Genomic DNA, 17545 nt, shown 5'->3' on the forward strand with positions numbered 1-17545 from the left:
CCGTTTTTTTGTGTCCTACAGGGCCGAAGGCCCGCAGGCTGAGGGATGGGCAGCAGTGGCCCGAAGGGCCAGACCTAGGCGCTTGCGCCGCAGGGCCGAGCGAACAGCGAGCTGCGATACAGCCCGACCCGAGCAAAGCGAGGGGCAGCCCCAAAATATAGTTCTAAATTCCTTCATCAATGACTTTATACATTGTATCAAAACCGAATAAAATATTTTTTCACTTTAAAAGTAATACGTCACAAATACAGTAAACCAAGGCTTAACAAACCCGAAAAGCGCAGATACCAGAACAACAAAGTACAGCGCAGCTATTTTTAAAATAAAATTTTACAGATATAGAGAACACCCAAAAAAAACCATTAACTCAAGGCAGACTACTTAACAAGGATTTCCATTTAACGCTGAAATTAAGTTTTGAAGAAAGGAACCAAAAGCTATAGCTTTGCATCTAGTACAAAGAAATTTATTTTAACATTTTTTTTAGAACTAGAACCATGCAAAAAATGCAATTCTGGGCCCTTCTTTTGTTCCTGCTTATTGGACAAAAGGGTTGGGCGCAAGATTTTGACGATTACCGCTGTCTTTCGGCTAGCGGTGAGGTCCCCAAACGTTTCTTACTCAATTCTGCGCAGAAATATGAGTTAGGATTGGCCCAACTAGATCCGGGCTTAAGCAACAAAGACCGTAAAACTCAGGCGAAATTTCAGCAACAAACTATCTACACCATTGATGATTTGCTTCGTTCGGGCAAGGTCCTTTTTGGTACGCCCATCAATGATTATGTGAACAAAGTTGGAAATCGTTTGCTGGAGCATACTCCTGAGCTCAAAGGTAAAGTAGATTTCTTTGTTATTCGCTCTTCTGCGGTGAATGCTTTTGCTACGGCCACTGGGGTGGTTTGTGTCAATATGGGCCTTTTAGCCCAGTTGGAGAATGAGGCCCAGTTGGCCTTCGTGCTTTCTCATGAATTGATGCACGTACAAAAACAACATAGCTTGAGCCAGTACGAAAAAGACTTGGCGATTCTACACGAGAGCAAGCAAAGAAGTCTGTTGAAGAAAGCAGACTTTAATAGCGCCCTCTTGGAGTCTAACTCTTATTCTAGAGAGCTCGAATTTGAAGCGGATAAAGGGGGCTTAGATATTTTCCTGAAAACCCAGTACAACACAGCAGCCCTAAAGTCAGCCTTTAGTCTACTCAATTACGCTTATTTGCTGTATGATACCACAGCTTTTGATCTTCAATATTTCAATGAGGGAAGTTGTCAGCTAGATCCCTCTATCTTTTTGCCTGAGGATAGCTTGAATGCTATTTCAGCCTGGGTAGATGATTCGGAAAATACAGATACCTTAAAAAGCACACACCCTAGCACACTTCGTCGTTGGGAGGTCGTAGAAGGGACAATTTCTGGAAAGACCACTGGCGATCAATTTTTTATTGAGCCCAAAGCAGAGTTTGAGCGCATCCGCAAAATTGCTCGTTTTGAATTGGCCTCTTACTATTTGCATAACTTCCGTTTTGAAGATGCGATTTATGTGGTTCAATTGCTCCGCAAAGAAGAGCCCAACAGTCGTTATCTCAGAGAAGTGGAAGTTCAGGCCCTGCATGCCAGCTCTCGTTTTAGTATGTATGGGGCGAGTAGTTTCATGAACAGTGATTATCGTCGCCAGCTAAAAACGTATAGCAAAATTGAGGGTGGACAACAGCAGCTTTACTTCATGAGCAGTAACCTTCGTGCAGTAGAATTGGCTAGTTTGGCCCTTTATAAGGCTTGGAAGTTGCATAAAGATTATCCAGAAGATAAATACTTTGAGAACTATTATCGGGATGCTATCTATGTGTTGCAGCAGCATATTCCTAGCTTTGATAAATTGCCTGAGGCGATGTCAGCGGCTGAAATCAAAGCCTATTTGGCCAAGGCCCCTGCCGCACAAGAGTATCCTATAGTAAAAGTAACCAAAGATAGTTTACCCAAAGCTTTGCAAGATGTAAAGCTCAAAACGCTGTTCAATAGTTATCGCAAAAGCTATGGCTATAGTGATTTGAATAAGGGCTACAACATTGCTCGCTATATACTTTCTGATCTCTTGATCGATGAGACCTTCAAAAGCGACTACGAGCAGGTAGAAGACTATCATCAGCAATTGATGCAAAAAGATTCAATTGATCAAGCTCAAGCAGAAGCTCGCAAAGCCAATAAAAAAGCCAAAGAGCCAGGTTTGGGTATTGACTCTGTTCTTTATGTTAATCCTTACCTACTAGTTGTTAATACCCATCCGCATTTATGGAAAGAAACTAACTCTAGTTTAGACTTTAAAAGACGGGATAAAGTCTTAGCAAAGTTCTATAAGGAAGTTTATAGAGCTGCAAAAAAAGAAGGTCTACATGTTCAAACATTGGATAACCGCAATGTAGAAGAGCTAGATGCAGAGCGCTATGCAGAAGTAGCCACGATTAAGGACTGGCTTCGCTTCCGTGTTAATTTAGACAGCCGCCATCATCCTATTTTTAACCAAAGAGAAGTAGACAGAATCTGTAAAAAATACGGCAGCCCTTATATTGTTACTGGGGGATATATTCAACAGGGATATGATCGCAAAATCAATAGACCTATTCAAATTGCTGTTGCGGCTGGTGCAGCCTCAATTATTACAGGGGCTATTTTGACAAAGGTAGGAATGTCCAAAGAGGAGGGGAACGATTATTTTGGGTCAAGTTCTGCTTTATTGATAACAGGAGTGGTAGCAATTGTTGCTGCTGGCTATGTCAATGCTGACCTAAAATTCGGTATTTTTAGTGAGCAGCTTTACTTTAGCTCTATTTTTAATACTACTAATTCGACCTATGAAACTATTGGTTTTTCTAATAAAATAGGGATACCTAAACTAGGTAGCCTGCCTAGAAGAATAAAAAACCAAATTCGCAAAGACATCAAACGGATCAAAAAGCAAGACTAATAACCACTAAATATGAAATCAATAATTTGCAGCTTTTTGCTGCTATTTATAGGCCTTAGTCTTCAAGCGCAAGGCACTTACTACAAAAATATTGAGGCCTTACTAAAAGATGAAGGCCAAACTATCAAGGAAGTAAAAAAAGCTCGACTAGTTAGGTTTACCGTGGAGAAAAAAGAGTGCTTTGCCTATTACATTAAGGCTAAGCTAGCCAATGGGGAAACACTCAAATCTATTTGGGATGTTGAGCAGCCCGCCTTTTATAAAAAGGATGGACAGCTCTATTGCCTAAAGCGCACACAAGTAGGCGTAAAAGTTACCGACAAGAAAGTCATCCGTATCTACCAAGATGATTTTTTTGAGCTACAAACCATTGGCAACTTTTTCTACTTCAAGTTAGTCAAAACACATCCTTTCATCAATGACTTTAAGAAAAACGCACAATTCAAGATCAAAGCCTTTGAAAGCGAGCACTATAACAGCATGCTTTTCATGGGGGCTAGCAAAATGACTTGGGGCTTAGTTCAAAAAGAAAAGATGATTGGAAGCCTAGAAGATCTTGCGGAAATCAGCAATGTAGGCCGTGACCTTTACCTCCGCTGCCTCAACTACCTAGAACAAAAGGCCGAAAAAGAAGGCCTCGCTATCGATGAAGTTTCTTTTAGCCTAAAAGAGTTTGAGGATATCCTCTTCAAATTTGAAAGCGGAGAAATCTAAACTTTTAAGCGTCCCAATTGGGGCGCTTTTTTTTTTTGCTTTTTCAGGGCACTTTGGCCCAAATGTTTTTGGCGTTCTACAGGGCCGAAGGCCCGCAGGCTGAGGGATGGGCAGCAGTGGCCCGAAGGGCCAGACCTAGGCGCTTGCGCCGCAGGGCCGAGCGATCAGCGAGCTGCGAAACAGCCCGACCCGAGCGAAGCGAGGGGCAGCCCCAAAAGAAAAGGATCAGATTTCTGAGGATAATAAAATTCCTTTTTTTATAGCGAAATGCCTACATTGAACAGATAAAATGATCCCCCTAAAACACAATCCTGATGGTATCTAAAAGTCTTCGCCTAGGTTTTATTATGGGAGGTGGCGTCTCCTTAGGCAGCTTCTCTTCAGCTGCACTCTGCGAATCGATTAAACAATTGTTGGTCTATGCCGAATATGAAGATGGAACTGGGCAAAAAAAGCCTTATGATCGCATTGAAATTGATGTCCTAACCGGCTCTAGTGCTGGAGCGATTAGTCTGGGAATTATGCTACGCGGTCTGGCCAACCCCAGAGATCAATATAGCTTTTTGGGCTACAATTCCTACCCCCACTTCCGTCAAGAATTGCAAAAGGAAGTGCTGGGCCAATTTGGAGAAGCGGCCTATAAAATGATGAGTGAATATCCCGAAAAGTTTGAGGATCTACTCGCCATTCAAGGGGTTCAAAAAATACAAGAACACATCTGGGCCAAAGAAGTCAATCTAGACGAACTACTGGCCCAAAACAAGGATAAAGTCAAAACGCAGGCAGGCCTGCTAGACCGTAGTTATATTGACGCTATGGGCAGCCGCTATTTTGGCTTCCCCCAACAACAACCCAAGCTAGACCACTGCAGACTCTTGGCCCCTAGGGTCCTCTTTGCCTGTACGCTCAGCAATTTGCAAGCGCTCAACCTAGAAGGTGCTGCCAATAGCTCGCCTTTTGGCTCGGCCCTAAACGATGCCGAGGTCTATAAATCACATGCCGAATTGCGCTGCTTCGACCTCAATTTTGGTGAGGTAAAAGAAGAGTTTTTCCACTACTACCCCATTCCTTGGCGGCAGTTTCACTTGGGCCCAGATTATTGCTACCAAAACAAAGATCAACAAAAAGAAATGGGTAGTTTGCTCAATATGGCCTGCTGGCATGAGCTCTCCGCCAGTTGTATTGCCTCTGCAGCTTTTCCCCTCGCTTTTGAACCCGTTCGCCTCCGTCGATACCGACACGAATTGCAGGATCGCTGGCCCCAAGCGCTAGCCGCCGAAGACAGCCATATTTTTACTTATGTAGATGGCGGAATGTTCAATAACGAGCCTATTCGAGAGGCCATGCGCCTAGCCAGTTATTTGGACCAACTCCATAAAGCTGGGCCAGATTACGACCGGCTCATGCTCTTTGTCGATCCTATCGTAGGCGAAATTCGAGAGAATTTCCAAGAGGGATCTACCCAAGTTCTTGGCCTTCAACGCTCTTGGCTGACGGGTAGAGCAAAATGGGGCCCCCGATCCCCCTTGGCCCGCATTAGCGACAAACTCCCTAAACTGGTCTCGGCCCTTTTACACGAATCTCAACAAGGCGAATGGCGAAAAATTAAAGCTGTTGTCGACCGCTTTGGTGAACGAAAAAAACTCCGCCAATACCAAAAATCGCAATACGCAGGCCGCCAATTGCCCGCCGCAGAACGCGCAGAATTGCGCAGTTTTGTAGAAATCGAACTAGGCAAACTGCGCCAAGCGCTCCAACTCCCCCCCGCTTACCTCCAACTGAGCCAAGAACTCAGCAGAATCTTGAGCGAGGAACAAGATTTCTTTGCCGATAAATTGCCCTGGCAAGATGCGCAAGCCCTTTGGGATAGCCTCTACGCCTATGTAGAAGAACAAGAAATTAAAGCCGAAGAACAAGCCGCTTGGGACCTTAGCCTTAGCTTTTTAGCCTTGGACCTTGGCCTAGCCTTAGTCGCCAAAGAACAAAAGGCTAAAATCATTGGTATTGCGCCCTTTGATTTCTATCAATCTGAGACAGAGCCTTATAATCTACTCAAACTGCCCGGCCTTGGCCTCTCTGGTTTTGCAGGCTTTGCTTCAGAAGCTGCTAGCCGCTACGAAGCCCGCTATGCGGCCTATTGTAGCTTCCGAATTTTACGGGAATTGGGCTATAGTAGCGCCCCCAAAGACCTCATGAAACTCCCCCCAGCCTTCTCTCTCGAGCAATTTGATGAGCCTATGCTCAATGGAGTCCGCAATTCTTTGCTCAACCGATTTTCTCAATTGGTCCCCTCCGAATATCAACGGGCACTCCCCTTCTTAGAAGGCTTTTTATCCGATAGTTTAGATCGCTTTATTGAGCAAAATATCGGTCCAAAACGCAAATGTATTAGCATCGAGCTCCGCCTGCATTTGGCCGACAATAACTACTGCCTCAGAGGCTACAACGAAGATGGCCAACACAAAAAGAACCAACTCAATGCTAAAGATTGGGCCGGCCGAGAATATATCGTCACTCAAGTCGATTACTACCCACAAATTCAACGCTGGACAGGCCCCAACCTTGCCCCCAATAACCAACTTTGGCTAGATCGTATCCGCCTGTTCAATAGCCAAGAATTTATGCCCCTCCCCTTGCCTGAATTACCTGAGGGACATCCCGCCTATCTCCGTGCTTATCCCGTTTTTGAGCTGGACCTACGCACAGAAACAGAGATTGGCGCCCCCCGAACAATTGCCGCCTCAGAATGGCAACTTTTGCCCGATCCCGGAAGTTTGGATGCCGCTGAATATTAGTTCCTCTTTTTGGGGCTGCCCCGCCCTTCGGGCGGGTCGGGCTATGTCGTGGCTCGCTGTCCGCTCGGCCCTGCGCGGGCATCGCCCGCTGGGTCTGGCCTAACGGCCACCACTTTCTATCCCTCAGCCTGCGGGCCTTCGGCCCTGTAGAACGCCCAAAAAAAGCGCAGTTCCTTTAGTGGAACTGCGCTTTTTACTAGTACTGAATGGCCGTGTAGGGCAGCATTTCTTTTAATGCTTGAATATCCTTTATCGGTATTTCTGTATTATTGAGATAAAGGCCAGAAAGCTGAGGCATATTGCCCAAGCAACTAGGCAATTCTTTGATTGGATTCCCTTGCAGCTCCAACAACCGCAAATTGGCCAATTGGTCCAAATTATCGGGAAGGCTTTCTATTTTATTCTTTTGTAAAGAAAGAATTTGCAAACTCACAAGCTTCGTCAAAGTTTCCGAAAAACTAATAATGGCATTCTCTTCCAAATTGAGATTTTTTAGATTTTCTAAGCGCTCAATATTTTGGGGGACTTCTTCCAATAGGCCCTTTTTGAGGGAAAGCCGTTGAAGTACGGGCAAATCAGATTGAGCAAAATCTAAGGCTTTAAACTGCCCCTCATCTAATTCTAACTCCTCTAGCTTGGGAAGGCGCAAAAAGAAAGAAGGCAATTTTCCACCTCTAGATTGACTCAGGTATAAACGTCTCAATTTAGGCACCTCAAAACGCTCTTTTTCCGAAAGTTTCTCAAAATTGCAGCCCTCCCAATGCAGCTCTTCTAAAGCAGGTAAATAACAAGCCCATTCGGCCACAAAGACAGGATGTAAAGCTTGGCAATACCCCAAATTGAGATGGGTAATCTTTTCATTTCGGTAGAGGTCCATAGGGATTTGGTAAAGCGGGTTACCCGCCAAATCCAAATAGTAGAGCGATTGTAGTTGCCCCATATTTTTGGGTAAGCGCTGAATGCTATTATAGCCCAAATGTAGTTCCTCTAGCTTTTGCAGCTGGCTCAAGGTTTCAGGCAAACGCCTAATCTGATTATCTCTAAGATCCAACACTCTAAGTTTAGTCAACTTCCCCAAATGCTTAGAAATATCCTTAATGCTATTATAACGCAAGCGCAACTCCTCTAAATTAAAGAGCTTACCCACAATCTTAGGAATATCCGTCAACTGATTTTTTTCTAGTTGTAAGAGCTGTAAGTTCTCCAACTTAGCCACAGAAGCAGGCAACTTATGTAGGTTGTTATTTTGCAAATACAAACGCTGTAACTTATACAACTTACTGATTTCCTTAGGCAACTTTGTGATTCCCTGTGAACGAAGATCCAAAATATAGACAAACTCTGGATTGGCTAATGCCTCCTCTAAGTTGCGATAAATTTGCGTTTGTTCTAACTCTTTATCCGATAACAAGTACTGTTGTGCAAAGCTGGGCAGGGCAAGTAACAAGAAGCCCAGACAAAGACCAATAATTTGATTCATAAAATCCTGATTAGCATTTTTAAATGGAAGCGACTTCCTGCTTTTTTATAGGTACTAAAGAGGGGAATATAGGGAGAGGAATAGCTTAAAAGAAAGCCTTTTTTTAGGAAAAGACAAGCGGAAGACCAATAGTTTTTTAAGGAAATCTAAATAAAAACACTCATTTGTTAAGCTTCTTTCCTTCTAAACAGGCCTACTAAAGGCTCTCTAGCAATCTGCAGCAGTGCTGCGGCAAAACAACAACAAGCCCTTTAGGGTGTCGCTCAACGACTAGGGGGAGCAACCACCACATTATTATCTTTAGCGAAGGCTCCAAAAAATCTCTAAAAATTTCCTAAAAAGCAGCTTGATTTTGTCCTTTAACAGAAAAAATTTAGCTTTCGGAATTGCGTTTTTTAAAACAATAATGATGAAACGATACCAAGATATTCCCGCAGCGCTTTTTCAATTGAATCGCCAGCGGTTTATGCAAAAAATGAAGCCCAACAGCATCGCCATTTTCCATGCAGCAGATTTATTGCCTCGCAATGGCGACTGTTTTTTCCCCTTTAGACAGGATAGCGACCTTTTTTACCTTTCTGGTTTAGACCAAGAAGAGGTGGTCTTGGTCCTCTACCCCAATTGCCCTAAAGGAAAGGCTTTTGAAGAGGTCATTTTTACCAAAAAGACCAGCGAATATATTAAAATCTGGGAAGGCTATAAGTATACTAAAGAAGATGCCGCCCAGACGTCGGGAGTTTCTACTGTAGCTTGGTTAGACAGTATGCCAGCCCTACTCAATGAGATGATTTTGTTGGCCGATACAATTTATGTAAACGGCAATGAAAATGATCGAGCCGCTTCTGAAGTGCCCAATCGCAATCAGCGCAAAGCTTTAGAATTGAAGCAGCAGTATTCGGCCCATGAATTTTTGCGTGCACAACCCATTCTGAAAGAATTGCGCATGCAGAAAACGGAGGAAGAAGTCAAATTGATGCGCGAAGCTTGTGAAATTACGAATCGTGCTTTTCGCAGAGTATTGCAAACAACTCGTCCTGGCCTAAAAGAATATGAGGTAGAGGCCGAAATCATGCATGAATTTATTCGTTCTGGCGCCTCTGGACATGCCTATTCGCCCATTATTGCATCGGGCCCAGCCGCTTGCATTTTGCACTATAATGACAATAATGCCATTTTACAAGATGGCGACTTGATGTTGATGGATTTTGGGGCAGAATATGGCAATTATGCAGCAGATTTATCCCGTACTATTCCGGTAAATGGCCGTTTCACTGATCGCCAAAAGGCAGTTTATGAAGCCGTTTTGCGCGTAAAACAGGAAGCACAACAATTGCTTCGCCCAGGCAATAATTTGACAGATTACCATCAAGAAGTTGGGCACATCATGGAGCTAGAACTCATTGGTTTGGGCTTGCTTAGCAAAGAAGAAGTGGCCCAGCAAAACCCTGCACTCCCCGCCTATAAGAAATATTTTATGCACGGCACTTCACATCACCTTGGCTTGGATGTACATGATTTGGGCCACCGTTATGTAGAGTTCAAGGAGGGTATGGTCTTCACTTGCGAACCCGGCATTTATATCCCTGAAGAGGGCTTGGGGGTACGCATCGAAGATGATTTGCTCATCACAGCAAATGGTGTAGACAACCTCATGGGACAAATTCCAATTGAGGTGGAAGAAATCGAAAGCTTGATGAATGCTTAGGCTTTTCTCCAAATAGACAATGCCCGCTACAATTAAGTAGTGGGCATTTTTTGTTTTGGGGCCTCCGCAGCAAAGCTGCGGCGCTACGTTCCGCAGCTCGCTATTACTTGCTTCGCTGCGTCGGCTCCCCGTTGGTCGGGTCGCTCGGCCCTGCGCGGGCTGCGCCCGCTTGGTCTGGCCTGACGGCCACTGCTGCACATCGCTAGGCTGTTTGGCCTTCGGCCATGGGCCTGTAGGATGAAACCTACAGCTATATATCCATCCTACAGGCCCGAAGGGCCGCAGGCTGAGGGGCTGTAGCAGGGCCGCCGAAGGCGGCAGACCAAGGCGGCTTGCCGCCGCAGGGCCGAGCAGACCTGCGAGCTGCGAAATGGCCCGACCCGAGCAAAGCGAGGGGCAGCCCCAAAAATTGTAAAATCAGAATTTGGCCAATAGTCGCATAAAGACAAGAAAGAGCACACACAATTTTTTAAATAAACTCCATTTTTAGCTTCAAAAAAAACAAGCTGCTCCAATATTTCAATTTTAAGCGCGCCTAGCTAATTTGTAGTAGGGTAAGTCCAGAAAAAAAAGATAGGGCCTTATACAGCCTCCCCAAGCTAATTGTAATTTGCAGATTAGCTCTGGGAAATTCCCCACGTCAATTGTAATCCGCAAATTAGCTCTGGGATTTTCCCAACGCCAATTGTAATCTGCAAATTAGCTCCGGGATTTTCCCAACGCCAATTGTAATCTGCAAATTAGCTCCGGGATTTTCCCAACGCCAATTGTAATCCGCAAATTAGCTCCGGGAAATTCCCAACGCTAATTGTAATCCGCAAATTAGCTCTGGGAAATTCCCAACGCCAATTGTAATCCGCAAATTAGCTGGGGGGAATTCCCCACGTTAATTGTAATCCGCAAATTAGCTGGGGGGAATTCCCCACGTTAATTGTAATCCGCAAATTAGCTGGGGGGAATTCCCCACGTTAATTGTAATCCGCAAATTAGCTGGGGGAGGGTCCAGAAAGCCCTATCTTTTTTTTCTGAGCTCCCCCTACTGTAATTTACAAACAGCCGCTTAGCGACCAAATTTGCAAGTTGGGTCTTTTTAGGACCTAATGTTTCTCCTTAGGCTCCCAAATTAGGCGAATAAATAGGCCCAATCCTTCCTCTTTTCGATGAACGGGCACCGAAGCCAAAACCCCAATAATGAGCTGCTCACTAAAGGCCACCCTCATTTGGGGACGAATATGCATACTAAATCCTTCTGCATCAAACTCCTTATTGAATTCTATGCCCACAAAGTTGCGGCTATTATTAGCCATATAATGAATACTCGTATTGATGGCGTAGCCACTAGAGAAATGTCCTGTTGCAAACTCTTGCTCAAAGCTAGGACCTGTATAGATTAGGCTATGAAAGTTGCGGTTCCATCTTTTGGCAACCACCAAAAAGGGATCATAGCGATTGCCCTTAATTAAAGGGCGGCCAAACTGATTAAAATTGGAAAACATAAACTCATTGATATAGCCAATAGCCATAGAAGTAGCCTGCTTTTCAGAGACAAAAAAGGACCATTGGGCCGCCAATTTGAGTCCGTGCAATTGGTGCCCAGGCATAGAGTCTCTTTCGGTCCCATTCAAGGGAGAGTAAAAGGTAAAAGGCAGTTCGACCTCTAGCCCTAGACGATCGATCGGGGCCCATTCGTACTCAATTAGGGTTTCATAGGCATCGTACTTTTGCCGATCACTAATTCCAAAACCTAAGTTCCATTCTCTTTCGCCTTTACGAGCGCCCAAGTCTCGGATCAAATCAATATAAAGCGGTTCGGCATGTTCTACTTTTGCTTTTGGCTTAGCCTCTTCTTGGGCATAAGCTTGCTGTTGTTGCCCCCAAAGCAAGAGGAGCAACAATATCTTTAGATATTTCATACAAATTTAGTTTTAGCTTGGCCTTAAAAGGGCCAAGAAATCATAAAATGGGCCCTCGCCCGATTCAACTAAATCTGTACTTCTGGTGGTGGACTAAATATGCGCAAAGCCCCTTGGGCCAATGGCGCTTTGTAGAGAAGAAAATGGGTATTGGAAAGAGGAAAGATAGAAAGGGGGCAATAAGCCAAGGAACAATAGAGCTCCATCACTAAAAAATCATCTAGCTGTATTCGCTTTTGCAAATTCGTTTCCTCCCTTTCATTATCATCATATTCGGCAATAGCATCCTCATAGCCTAGGATTTTCTCCAAGACGATCTCAATGATACTCTCCTGATCATTGACACTAAGGTCTTCTTTGTTGTTATAAGTATAAAAATCAACGCTATCTACACTGATATTCAGCAGATAAAGACTCATCAAACAACAAAAAACCTTAGTCCATAGACTATTACTTAGGCCGTTTATCATGCTGCTAAGATAGTTTTTTTTAGCGCAAAAAGCGTTAAGCAAGTTTTAAGAGGGGCTCTGCCATTAACTCCTTTGTCATTTCGAAGCTGCTAATTATTAGGGGCCTCCCGCCTGCGGCAGGCGCTACGCTCCGCAGCTCGCTATTCGCTCGGCCCTGCGCAAAAAACAAGTTTTTGCTTGGTCTGCGGCTGCGCCGCACTGCTGCACATCGCTAGGCCTGCGGCCCTTCGGGCCTGTAGGATGGATATATAGCCCTGCGGCTTGAAACTCTTATGGAATAACTCTAGGAATAAAATCTTGGACCTACAAACAAAAAAGCGCCTTCTGATCAGAAGGCGCTTTTTGCATGGCATCCAAGGAAAGCTTAATGAACAAAAGCTTTTAATCCCCGCAAGCCCATATCTACTACAGATTCTGGATTATTGGGCCCTACATCCCATTTTCCATTGCCATTAAGATCTTCCCACTCAAAGCTTTTGTTGGTCGACAGGCTCATGTTGATTTCAATATCTTCAGTTTCATTGCCCGTGATGCTCAGAATTTGGTCCAATTGGCCCGTGACTACACAGCTACCAGCCGGAATAGGCGAGCTGGCCGCCAAAGGGTTGGGCACGGTGGTCCCTGCCGCTTGACCAGAAGTTAAATTAAAGGGCGTTTCAAAGGCCCAAAAGCCCTGCAACTTATTGGCATGAACCGCCAAAGATTGTTGGTCCACCACCACCGTATCGATATAGGTATTGTAACCCACAAAGCTAGCCAAACGGCCAGTAAAAGCCTGGTTGTTATAATAGAACGCTACCCCATAATTCTGATAAGACAAAGAAAGACGGAGCCACTCATAGTTTCCCACTGGAAATTGAGAAATAGGGACCTCCAAAAAGATATCCCCAGAAGAAGTAACTTTCCGCTGCGAGAAATCGATAGCTTGGTCGCCCCCAGTAGTCACTTCTGGAGCATGATACAAAACCGCTCCATCGCCCAATTGGGTATAAGCAGAGGGAGCCAACTCCAAATAATGGGCAGTAATCTCGTAAAAATCGGGATCTTGGCCCGCATGCCCTGCGGGCATGGCTGCAGCTTGGCCCAGATTATCTAGCCGCTCTTGACTAGGATTTACCGAAATGCGAAAAATTACTTTGGCCTCTTCCGTCTGAGGAGAGGGCTCTTCTTTTTTGCAGGCCCAAAGCAAGGGCAAGGTAGCAAACAACAACAGAAATTTGTTCATTAGCGATTTAGTTTAAAGCATAGAGAATGGTCCAAATGACCCAGCGCTGCGGAGGACCTTTTTTCGGTAGGTTAAAACCCACCGCAACAATGGCATCGCTCTGCGATAATTTATGAAATGAGGGTTAAAACCCTCATAGATTTAAGCCGCGCAGCATAGCGGCGGCCGAGCTAGCCTTCGGCTAGCCGGCCGCGGGCCCCAAATCCTAATTGTCCTAGCCCTTATATTTGGCCAAGGTAAAGCCAAAAGTAGAGCCCACACCTAAGCGGCTGCGCACGTTAATCGTCTGTTGATGCGCCTCCACAATATGTTTGACGATAGAAAGGCCTAGGCCCGTGCCCCCCTCATGTCGAGAGCGGCCCTTGTCTACCCGATAAAAACGCTCGAAGAGGCGGGGCAAATGCTCTTGGGCGATGCCCTTACCCGTGTCGGAAATCTCGATCAGAACATTTTGGTCCAAATCGTAAAAGCCGATGAGGGTATGGCCTTTGGGGCGGCCGTATTTGATCGAATTGGAGACCAAATTGACCAAAACCTGTCGAATCATTTCGCGGTCGGCCTGTACAATATAAGGTTTTTTGGCCGTCTCCTTAAAGCGCAAATCAATCTGCTTTTTCTCTGCGCTAATTTCCATGCTTTCTACTACTTCCTGGGCCAACTCCTGAATATCAAAGGATTGCATTTCAAGTTCTACGGCGCTAGACTCAAATTTAGAAATCTGATTGAGTTCTTGGACAATTTCCGCAATGCGCTCCACATTATCAATGGCTCGTTGCAGGTATTTATCGCGAATCATTTCATCCTCCAAACCGCCATCGGCCAAGGTATACAAATAGCCCTGCATATTGAAGATAGGCGTTTTGAGTTCATGCGAAACATTATCAATGAACTCGCGGCGATATTGCTCCATTTTTTTGAGATAGCGAATTTCTTGGGTCCAGTCCTTGGCCCATTCGGTCACCTCCTTTTCTACCCGATCAATGATATGATTGCGCATATCGATATTTAACGGCTTACTCGATTTGGGCGCTTTTAGGCTGTGAATCGACTTATAGATCAGTTTCACTTTGTTATAGATAAACTTGCGCAAAGCCCGATGGCTAGCGTAATAGCCCGTACCCAAAAAGATCAGGAAAGCGGGCAGAAGCAACCACCAACTGAGCAGGCTGGGAAAAATCAGCTTGAGCAAAAAAAGTCCAACCAAGGCGGGAAGGCTAGCCTGCAAAGCCGTAAGAAAGGCTAATAATTGCGGCGTAGGATTTTTTGGCGCCAAAAACAACATAGGGTCAAAATTTAACAAAAAGGCAAAAAAAGAGGAGAGTTACCTAAGCGCCTCTCCTCTTTTGTTTATTGTTCTATAACTTAAAACTCAAATTTATAACCAATCCCCTTAATGGTCTTGATATAATACTCGCCAATTTTCTCTCGAATTTTGCGAATATGCACGTCTATCGTTCGATTTCCCACAATCACATCATTGCCCCAAACATTTTTGAAAATTTCTTCGCGAGCGAAGACTTTTCCAGGTTTAGAAGCCAACAAGCAGAGCAGTTCAAACTCTTTTTTGGCTAAGGCAATTTCTTCCTCTCCGCGAATTACCAAAACTCTTTCTTTATCAATCAAGAGATCGCCTACTCGAATCTGCTCCCCTTCTTCTTGCGGGTTGTTGTTGTAGCGTCGCAAAAGGGCCGCAATTCGGCTAATGAGGACTCTAGGGCGGATGGGTTTCGTAATGTAGTCATCACCTCCTACCTCAAAGCCCACAATTTGCGAATAATCTTCGCTTCGGGCCGTTAGAAAGGCAATAATCGTGTGTTCAAATTCGGGTTGGCTACGCAATTCTCGGCAAACCTCTACCCCATCCAGCTCAGGCATCATGATATCGAGCAAAATAAGGTGCGGTTGCACTTCCTTGGCCTTTTCTACGGCTTCCATACCGTTTCTGGCCGTACTCACCTGATAGCCTTCTTTAATCAGGTTGTAGGTGACAAACTCCAAAATATCGGGCTCATCATCTGCAATTAGAATTTTGTAGTCCTTTTGGTCTTTCATAACAGGCAGCTTTGTTTTAGCGCAAAGTTAAGCTTTTTTAAAGAAAAGCAGGGCGACTATCTGAGCTTGTCTATAGACATTTTCTATTAAGAAATCGTAAACAGGCCGTTTAACGCTGTCTGAGCCGCCAATGTTTGGGATAATAATTATTCATTCGCCCCCCTGCCAAGCCCTTGGCCCAGCCCAAAGGCAAGCCCTGATAATGGAGTTGGAACCAACCTTTGGGCATATTTTCTAAGGATAAAACTTCTCCTCTTAGGTAATTTAAGGCCGCTTCTTTTTCTAGCTCAATGCTTGAAAAAACTGACTTTGCCCAGGCTAAACTTTGGCCACTACTGGCCAAAGGCCGATATTTTGCTCCTTTTTGCTCCAATAAATTGACGCCCGCCTGCAAAAGATATAGCGATTGGGCCAATTGTTCGCCCAACTTCTTATGCGCTTTGGGAAAAGCTAAAATTTCCTCCTCTTTAGACCAAAAATCTAGCCCCCAAACAGGATCCAATTTTTTGGCCCAATCACCCAACTCCTTCACAGCCTTAAAACTAGGCTTTTTAGGCGCTTTTAGCTTTTTGACCCGCCCCTCTTTTCTCCGAATTACCGATAAAAAGAAGCCTTCTCCCGCCACTCGGCCCGGATAAGCCCGATACCCCAAATTGCTTTCGATAAAGCCCCAATTTTCATCTAGCTCCAAACGCAAAAGCTCCAAATCCTCCCGCTCGGCCAAAAGCCGCTCGATTTGCTCCTCATTTTCATGTCGATTAAAGGTGCATGTGCTATAAACAAGGACCCCTTCTGGCGCCAAACAGCCAATAATTTGGTCCAAAATCTCATTTTGTCGACTCGCACAATGCTGCATATTAGCCAAAGACCACTCGCCTCGACTAGCGGGCAATTTTCTAAACATCCCCTCACCAGAACAGGGCGCATCTACCAAAATGAAGTCAAAACAATCCTTTAATTCCTTAAAGTCGACTGGGCGATTACAAGAAATCCAAACATTCGGGCGCCCCCATTTCTGTAGGTTTTCGGCCAAAATATGCGCTCTAGCTTTCACCACTTCATTGGCCAATAATAAGGCATCGGCAGGCAGTTGAGCCGCCAACAAAGTCGTTTTTCCACCTGGCGCTGCCGATAAATCTAGGGCCGCCAAATTTTCTTTTTGCGGCAAATGCTGCCGAAGCACCTGCGCCAACAACATCGAGGAAGCCTCTTGCACATAATATGCGCCTGCATGCCAAAGCGGATCTAAGGCAAAACTAGGCCGCTCCAACAAATAATAGGCATCGGCCGACCAAGGCAGGGGCTGCAAATGCTCAGCCCAAGGCAAATTGGTCCTTTTATATGGATTTTGCCGCAGAGAAATTGGCTTTTCCTCGGCTTCTAAACCCGCCTGCAAATTGGCCCAATCCGCCACAGGCAACTGCTCCTGCATCAACTGACAAAAGTCCTCTGGTAACTGCATTTCTTTTTTTTTGCAAAAAAAGCCCTTTTTTAAGGGGATCCCTAATTTTATTTATTTTTTTTGGGGCTTCCCCTCCCTACGGTCGGGTCGGGCTGTGTCGCAGCTCGCTAATCGCTCGGCCCTGCGCCGCCTTGGGCGGCTGGGTCTGGCCTAACGGCCACTGCTTTCCATCCCTAAGCCTGCGGCGGCTTCGCCGCCTGCACGACCAAAATCAGCATCATGAAAAAAACAATCTTCTTTCTTTTCCTTTCTATGAGTTTTTGGGCCTGCCAAACAGAAACGGCAGAACAATCGGTCCCTAACGAAACCACAACAGCAGCCAATCCTCAAGCAGAGGCTCCAAAAGCAATTCTTTCTGGAAAATTGGCTTATCCTGGGCATTTGCCCAAGGACCTCACTATTGTGGCCCGCAATATTGGCACTGGGGCCATGTTCACTAGCCGAGAATTTAATCGCTCGACTTTAGAATATGAGTTGCAATTGCCTGCTGGACAATATGAAATTTTTTCACTCACCCAAAGCCGCCCTGGCCAAAAAGCCTATTATTCGGATTATATTCGCTGTGGAGGAGGACCAAATTGCAACTCCCATCGGCCAGTTATTTTGAATTTAGAAGCAGGAAAAAAGTATCCGCATATTTCCCCTTCAGATTGGGCTGCCTTTGACAAAAAATAGGTCCATTTTAATTATCGCCAAGCGATCGTTTTTGGGCTCAGCGCCTATCGGCTGAGGGATGGTAGGGGGGCGGCGAAGCCGCAGACCCAGCAAA

The 17545-nt window shown here is 45.1% G+C and carries 12 protein-coding genes; 5 read left to right on the forward strand and 7 right to left on the reverse strand.

Translation table 11 applies throughout. From position 1 onward, the window contains the following. The first annotated feature begins 497 nt into the window (after positions 1 to 497). From PPO43_RS01115 to PPO43_RS01125, 3 genes are all read left to right on the forward strand, one after another. Positions 498 to 2960, forward strand: coding sequence for a M48 family metallopeptidase (locus PPO43_RS01115; protein WP_272619946.1), 2463 nt, complete (start codon positions 498 to 500; stop codon positions 2958 to 2960). Positions 2961 to 2972: 12 nt separating this feature from the next. Beyond that, positions 2973 to 3674: a hypothetical protein gene (locus PPO43_RS01120; protein WP_272619947.1), complete on the forward strand. Its 702-nt coding sequence runs from the start codon at positions 2973 to 2975 to the stop codon at positions 3672 to 3674. Positions 3675 to 3988: 314 nt separating this feature from the next. After that, complete coding sequence (locus PPO43_RS01125; RefSeq protein ID WP_272619948.1) at positions 3989 to 6469, forward strand: patatin-like phospholipase family protein; 2481 nt, start codon at positions 3989 to 3991, stop codon at positions 6467 to 6469. Positions 6470 to 6665: 196 nt separating this feature from the next. Here the strand turns inward: PPO43_RS01125 and PPO43_RS01130 are convergent, their stop codons facing one another. Continuing rightward, complete coding sequence (locus tag PPO43_RS01130; protein WP_272619949.1) at positions 6666 to 7949, reverse strand: leucine-rich repeat domain-containing protein; 1284 nt, start codon at positions 7947 to 7949, stop codon at positions 6666 to 6668. Between the two features lie 406 nt (positions 7950 to 8355). Here PPO43_RS01130 and PPO43_RS01135 point away from each other — a divergent pair, with 406 nt between their 5' ends. Further along, positions 8356 to 9654 carry an aminopeptidase P N-terminal domain-containing protein gene (locus PPO43_RS01135; protein ID WP_272619950.1) on the forward strand — a complete coding sequence of 433 codons (1299 nt, stop codon included), beginning with the start codon at positions 8356 to 8358 and terminating at the stop codon, positions 9652 to 9654. 1097 nt (positions 9655 to 10751) lie between these two features. Here the strand turns inward: PPO43_RS01135 and PPO43_RS01140 are convergent. The 6 genes from PPO43_RS01140 to PPO43_RS01165 all read right to left on the reverse strand — a co-directional run bounded on the left by PPO43_RS01140 (position 10752) and on the right by PPO43_RS01165 (position 16776). Continuing rightward, entirely contained in the window at positions 10752 to 11567 is an 816-nt protein-coding gene (locus PPO43_RS01140; RefSeq protein ID WP_272619951.1) for an HAEPLYID family protein, read from the reverse strand. 68 nt (positions 11568 to 11635) lie between these two features. After that, positions 11636 to 12037 (reverse strand): hypothetical protein, encoded by a 402-nt coding sequence (locus PPO43_RS01145; protein ID WP_272619952.1) that lies wholly within the window; start codon positions 12035 to 12037, stop codon positions 11636 to 11638. Positions 12038 to 12401: 364 nt separating this feature from the next. Then, entirely contained in the window at positions 12402 to 13262 is an 861-nt protein-coding gene (locus tag PPO43_RS01150; protein ID WP_272619953.1) for a hypothetical protein, read from the reverse strand. Between the two features lie 214 nt (positions 13263 to 13476). Next, entirely contained in the window at positions 13477 to 14544 is a 1068-nt protein-coding gene (locus PPO43_RS01155) for a sensor histidine kinase (protein ID WP_272619954.1), read from the reverse strand. A gap of 80 nt (positions 14545 to 14624) precedes the next feature. Then, positions 14625 to 15314 (reverse strand): response regulator transcription factor, encoded by a 690-nt coding sequence (locus PPO43_RS01160; protein WP_272619955.1) that lies wholly within the window; start codon positions 15312 to 15314, stop codon positions 14625 to 14627. A 109-nt stretch (positions 15315 to 15423) separates the two neighbouring features. After that, positions 15424 to 16776 carry a methyltransferase RsmF C-terminal domain-like protein gene (locus PPO43_RS01165; protein WP_272619956.1) on the reverse strand — a complete coding sequence of 451 codons (1353 nt, stop codon included), beginning with the start codon at positions 16774 to 16776 and terminating at the stop codon, positions 15424 to 15426. A gap of 219 nt (positions 16777 to 16995) precedes the next feature. Between PPO43_RS01165 and PPO43_RS01170 the strand changes: the two genes are divergently transcribed. Next, positions 16996 to 17451 carry a hypothetical protein gene (locus tag PPO43_RS01170; protein ID WP_272619957.1) on the forward strand — a complete coding sequence of 152 codons (456 nt, stop codon included), beginning with the start codon at positions 16996 to 16998 and terminating at the stop codon, positions 17449 to 17451. Positions 17452 to 17545 lie beyond the last annotated feature (94 nt).

This window comes from Saprospira sp. CCB-QB6, assembly GCF_028464065.1.
Lineage (GTDB): Bacteria > Bacteroidota > Bacteroidia > Chitinophagales > Saprospiraceae > Saprospira.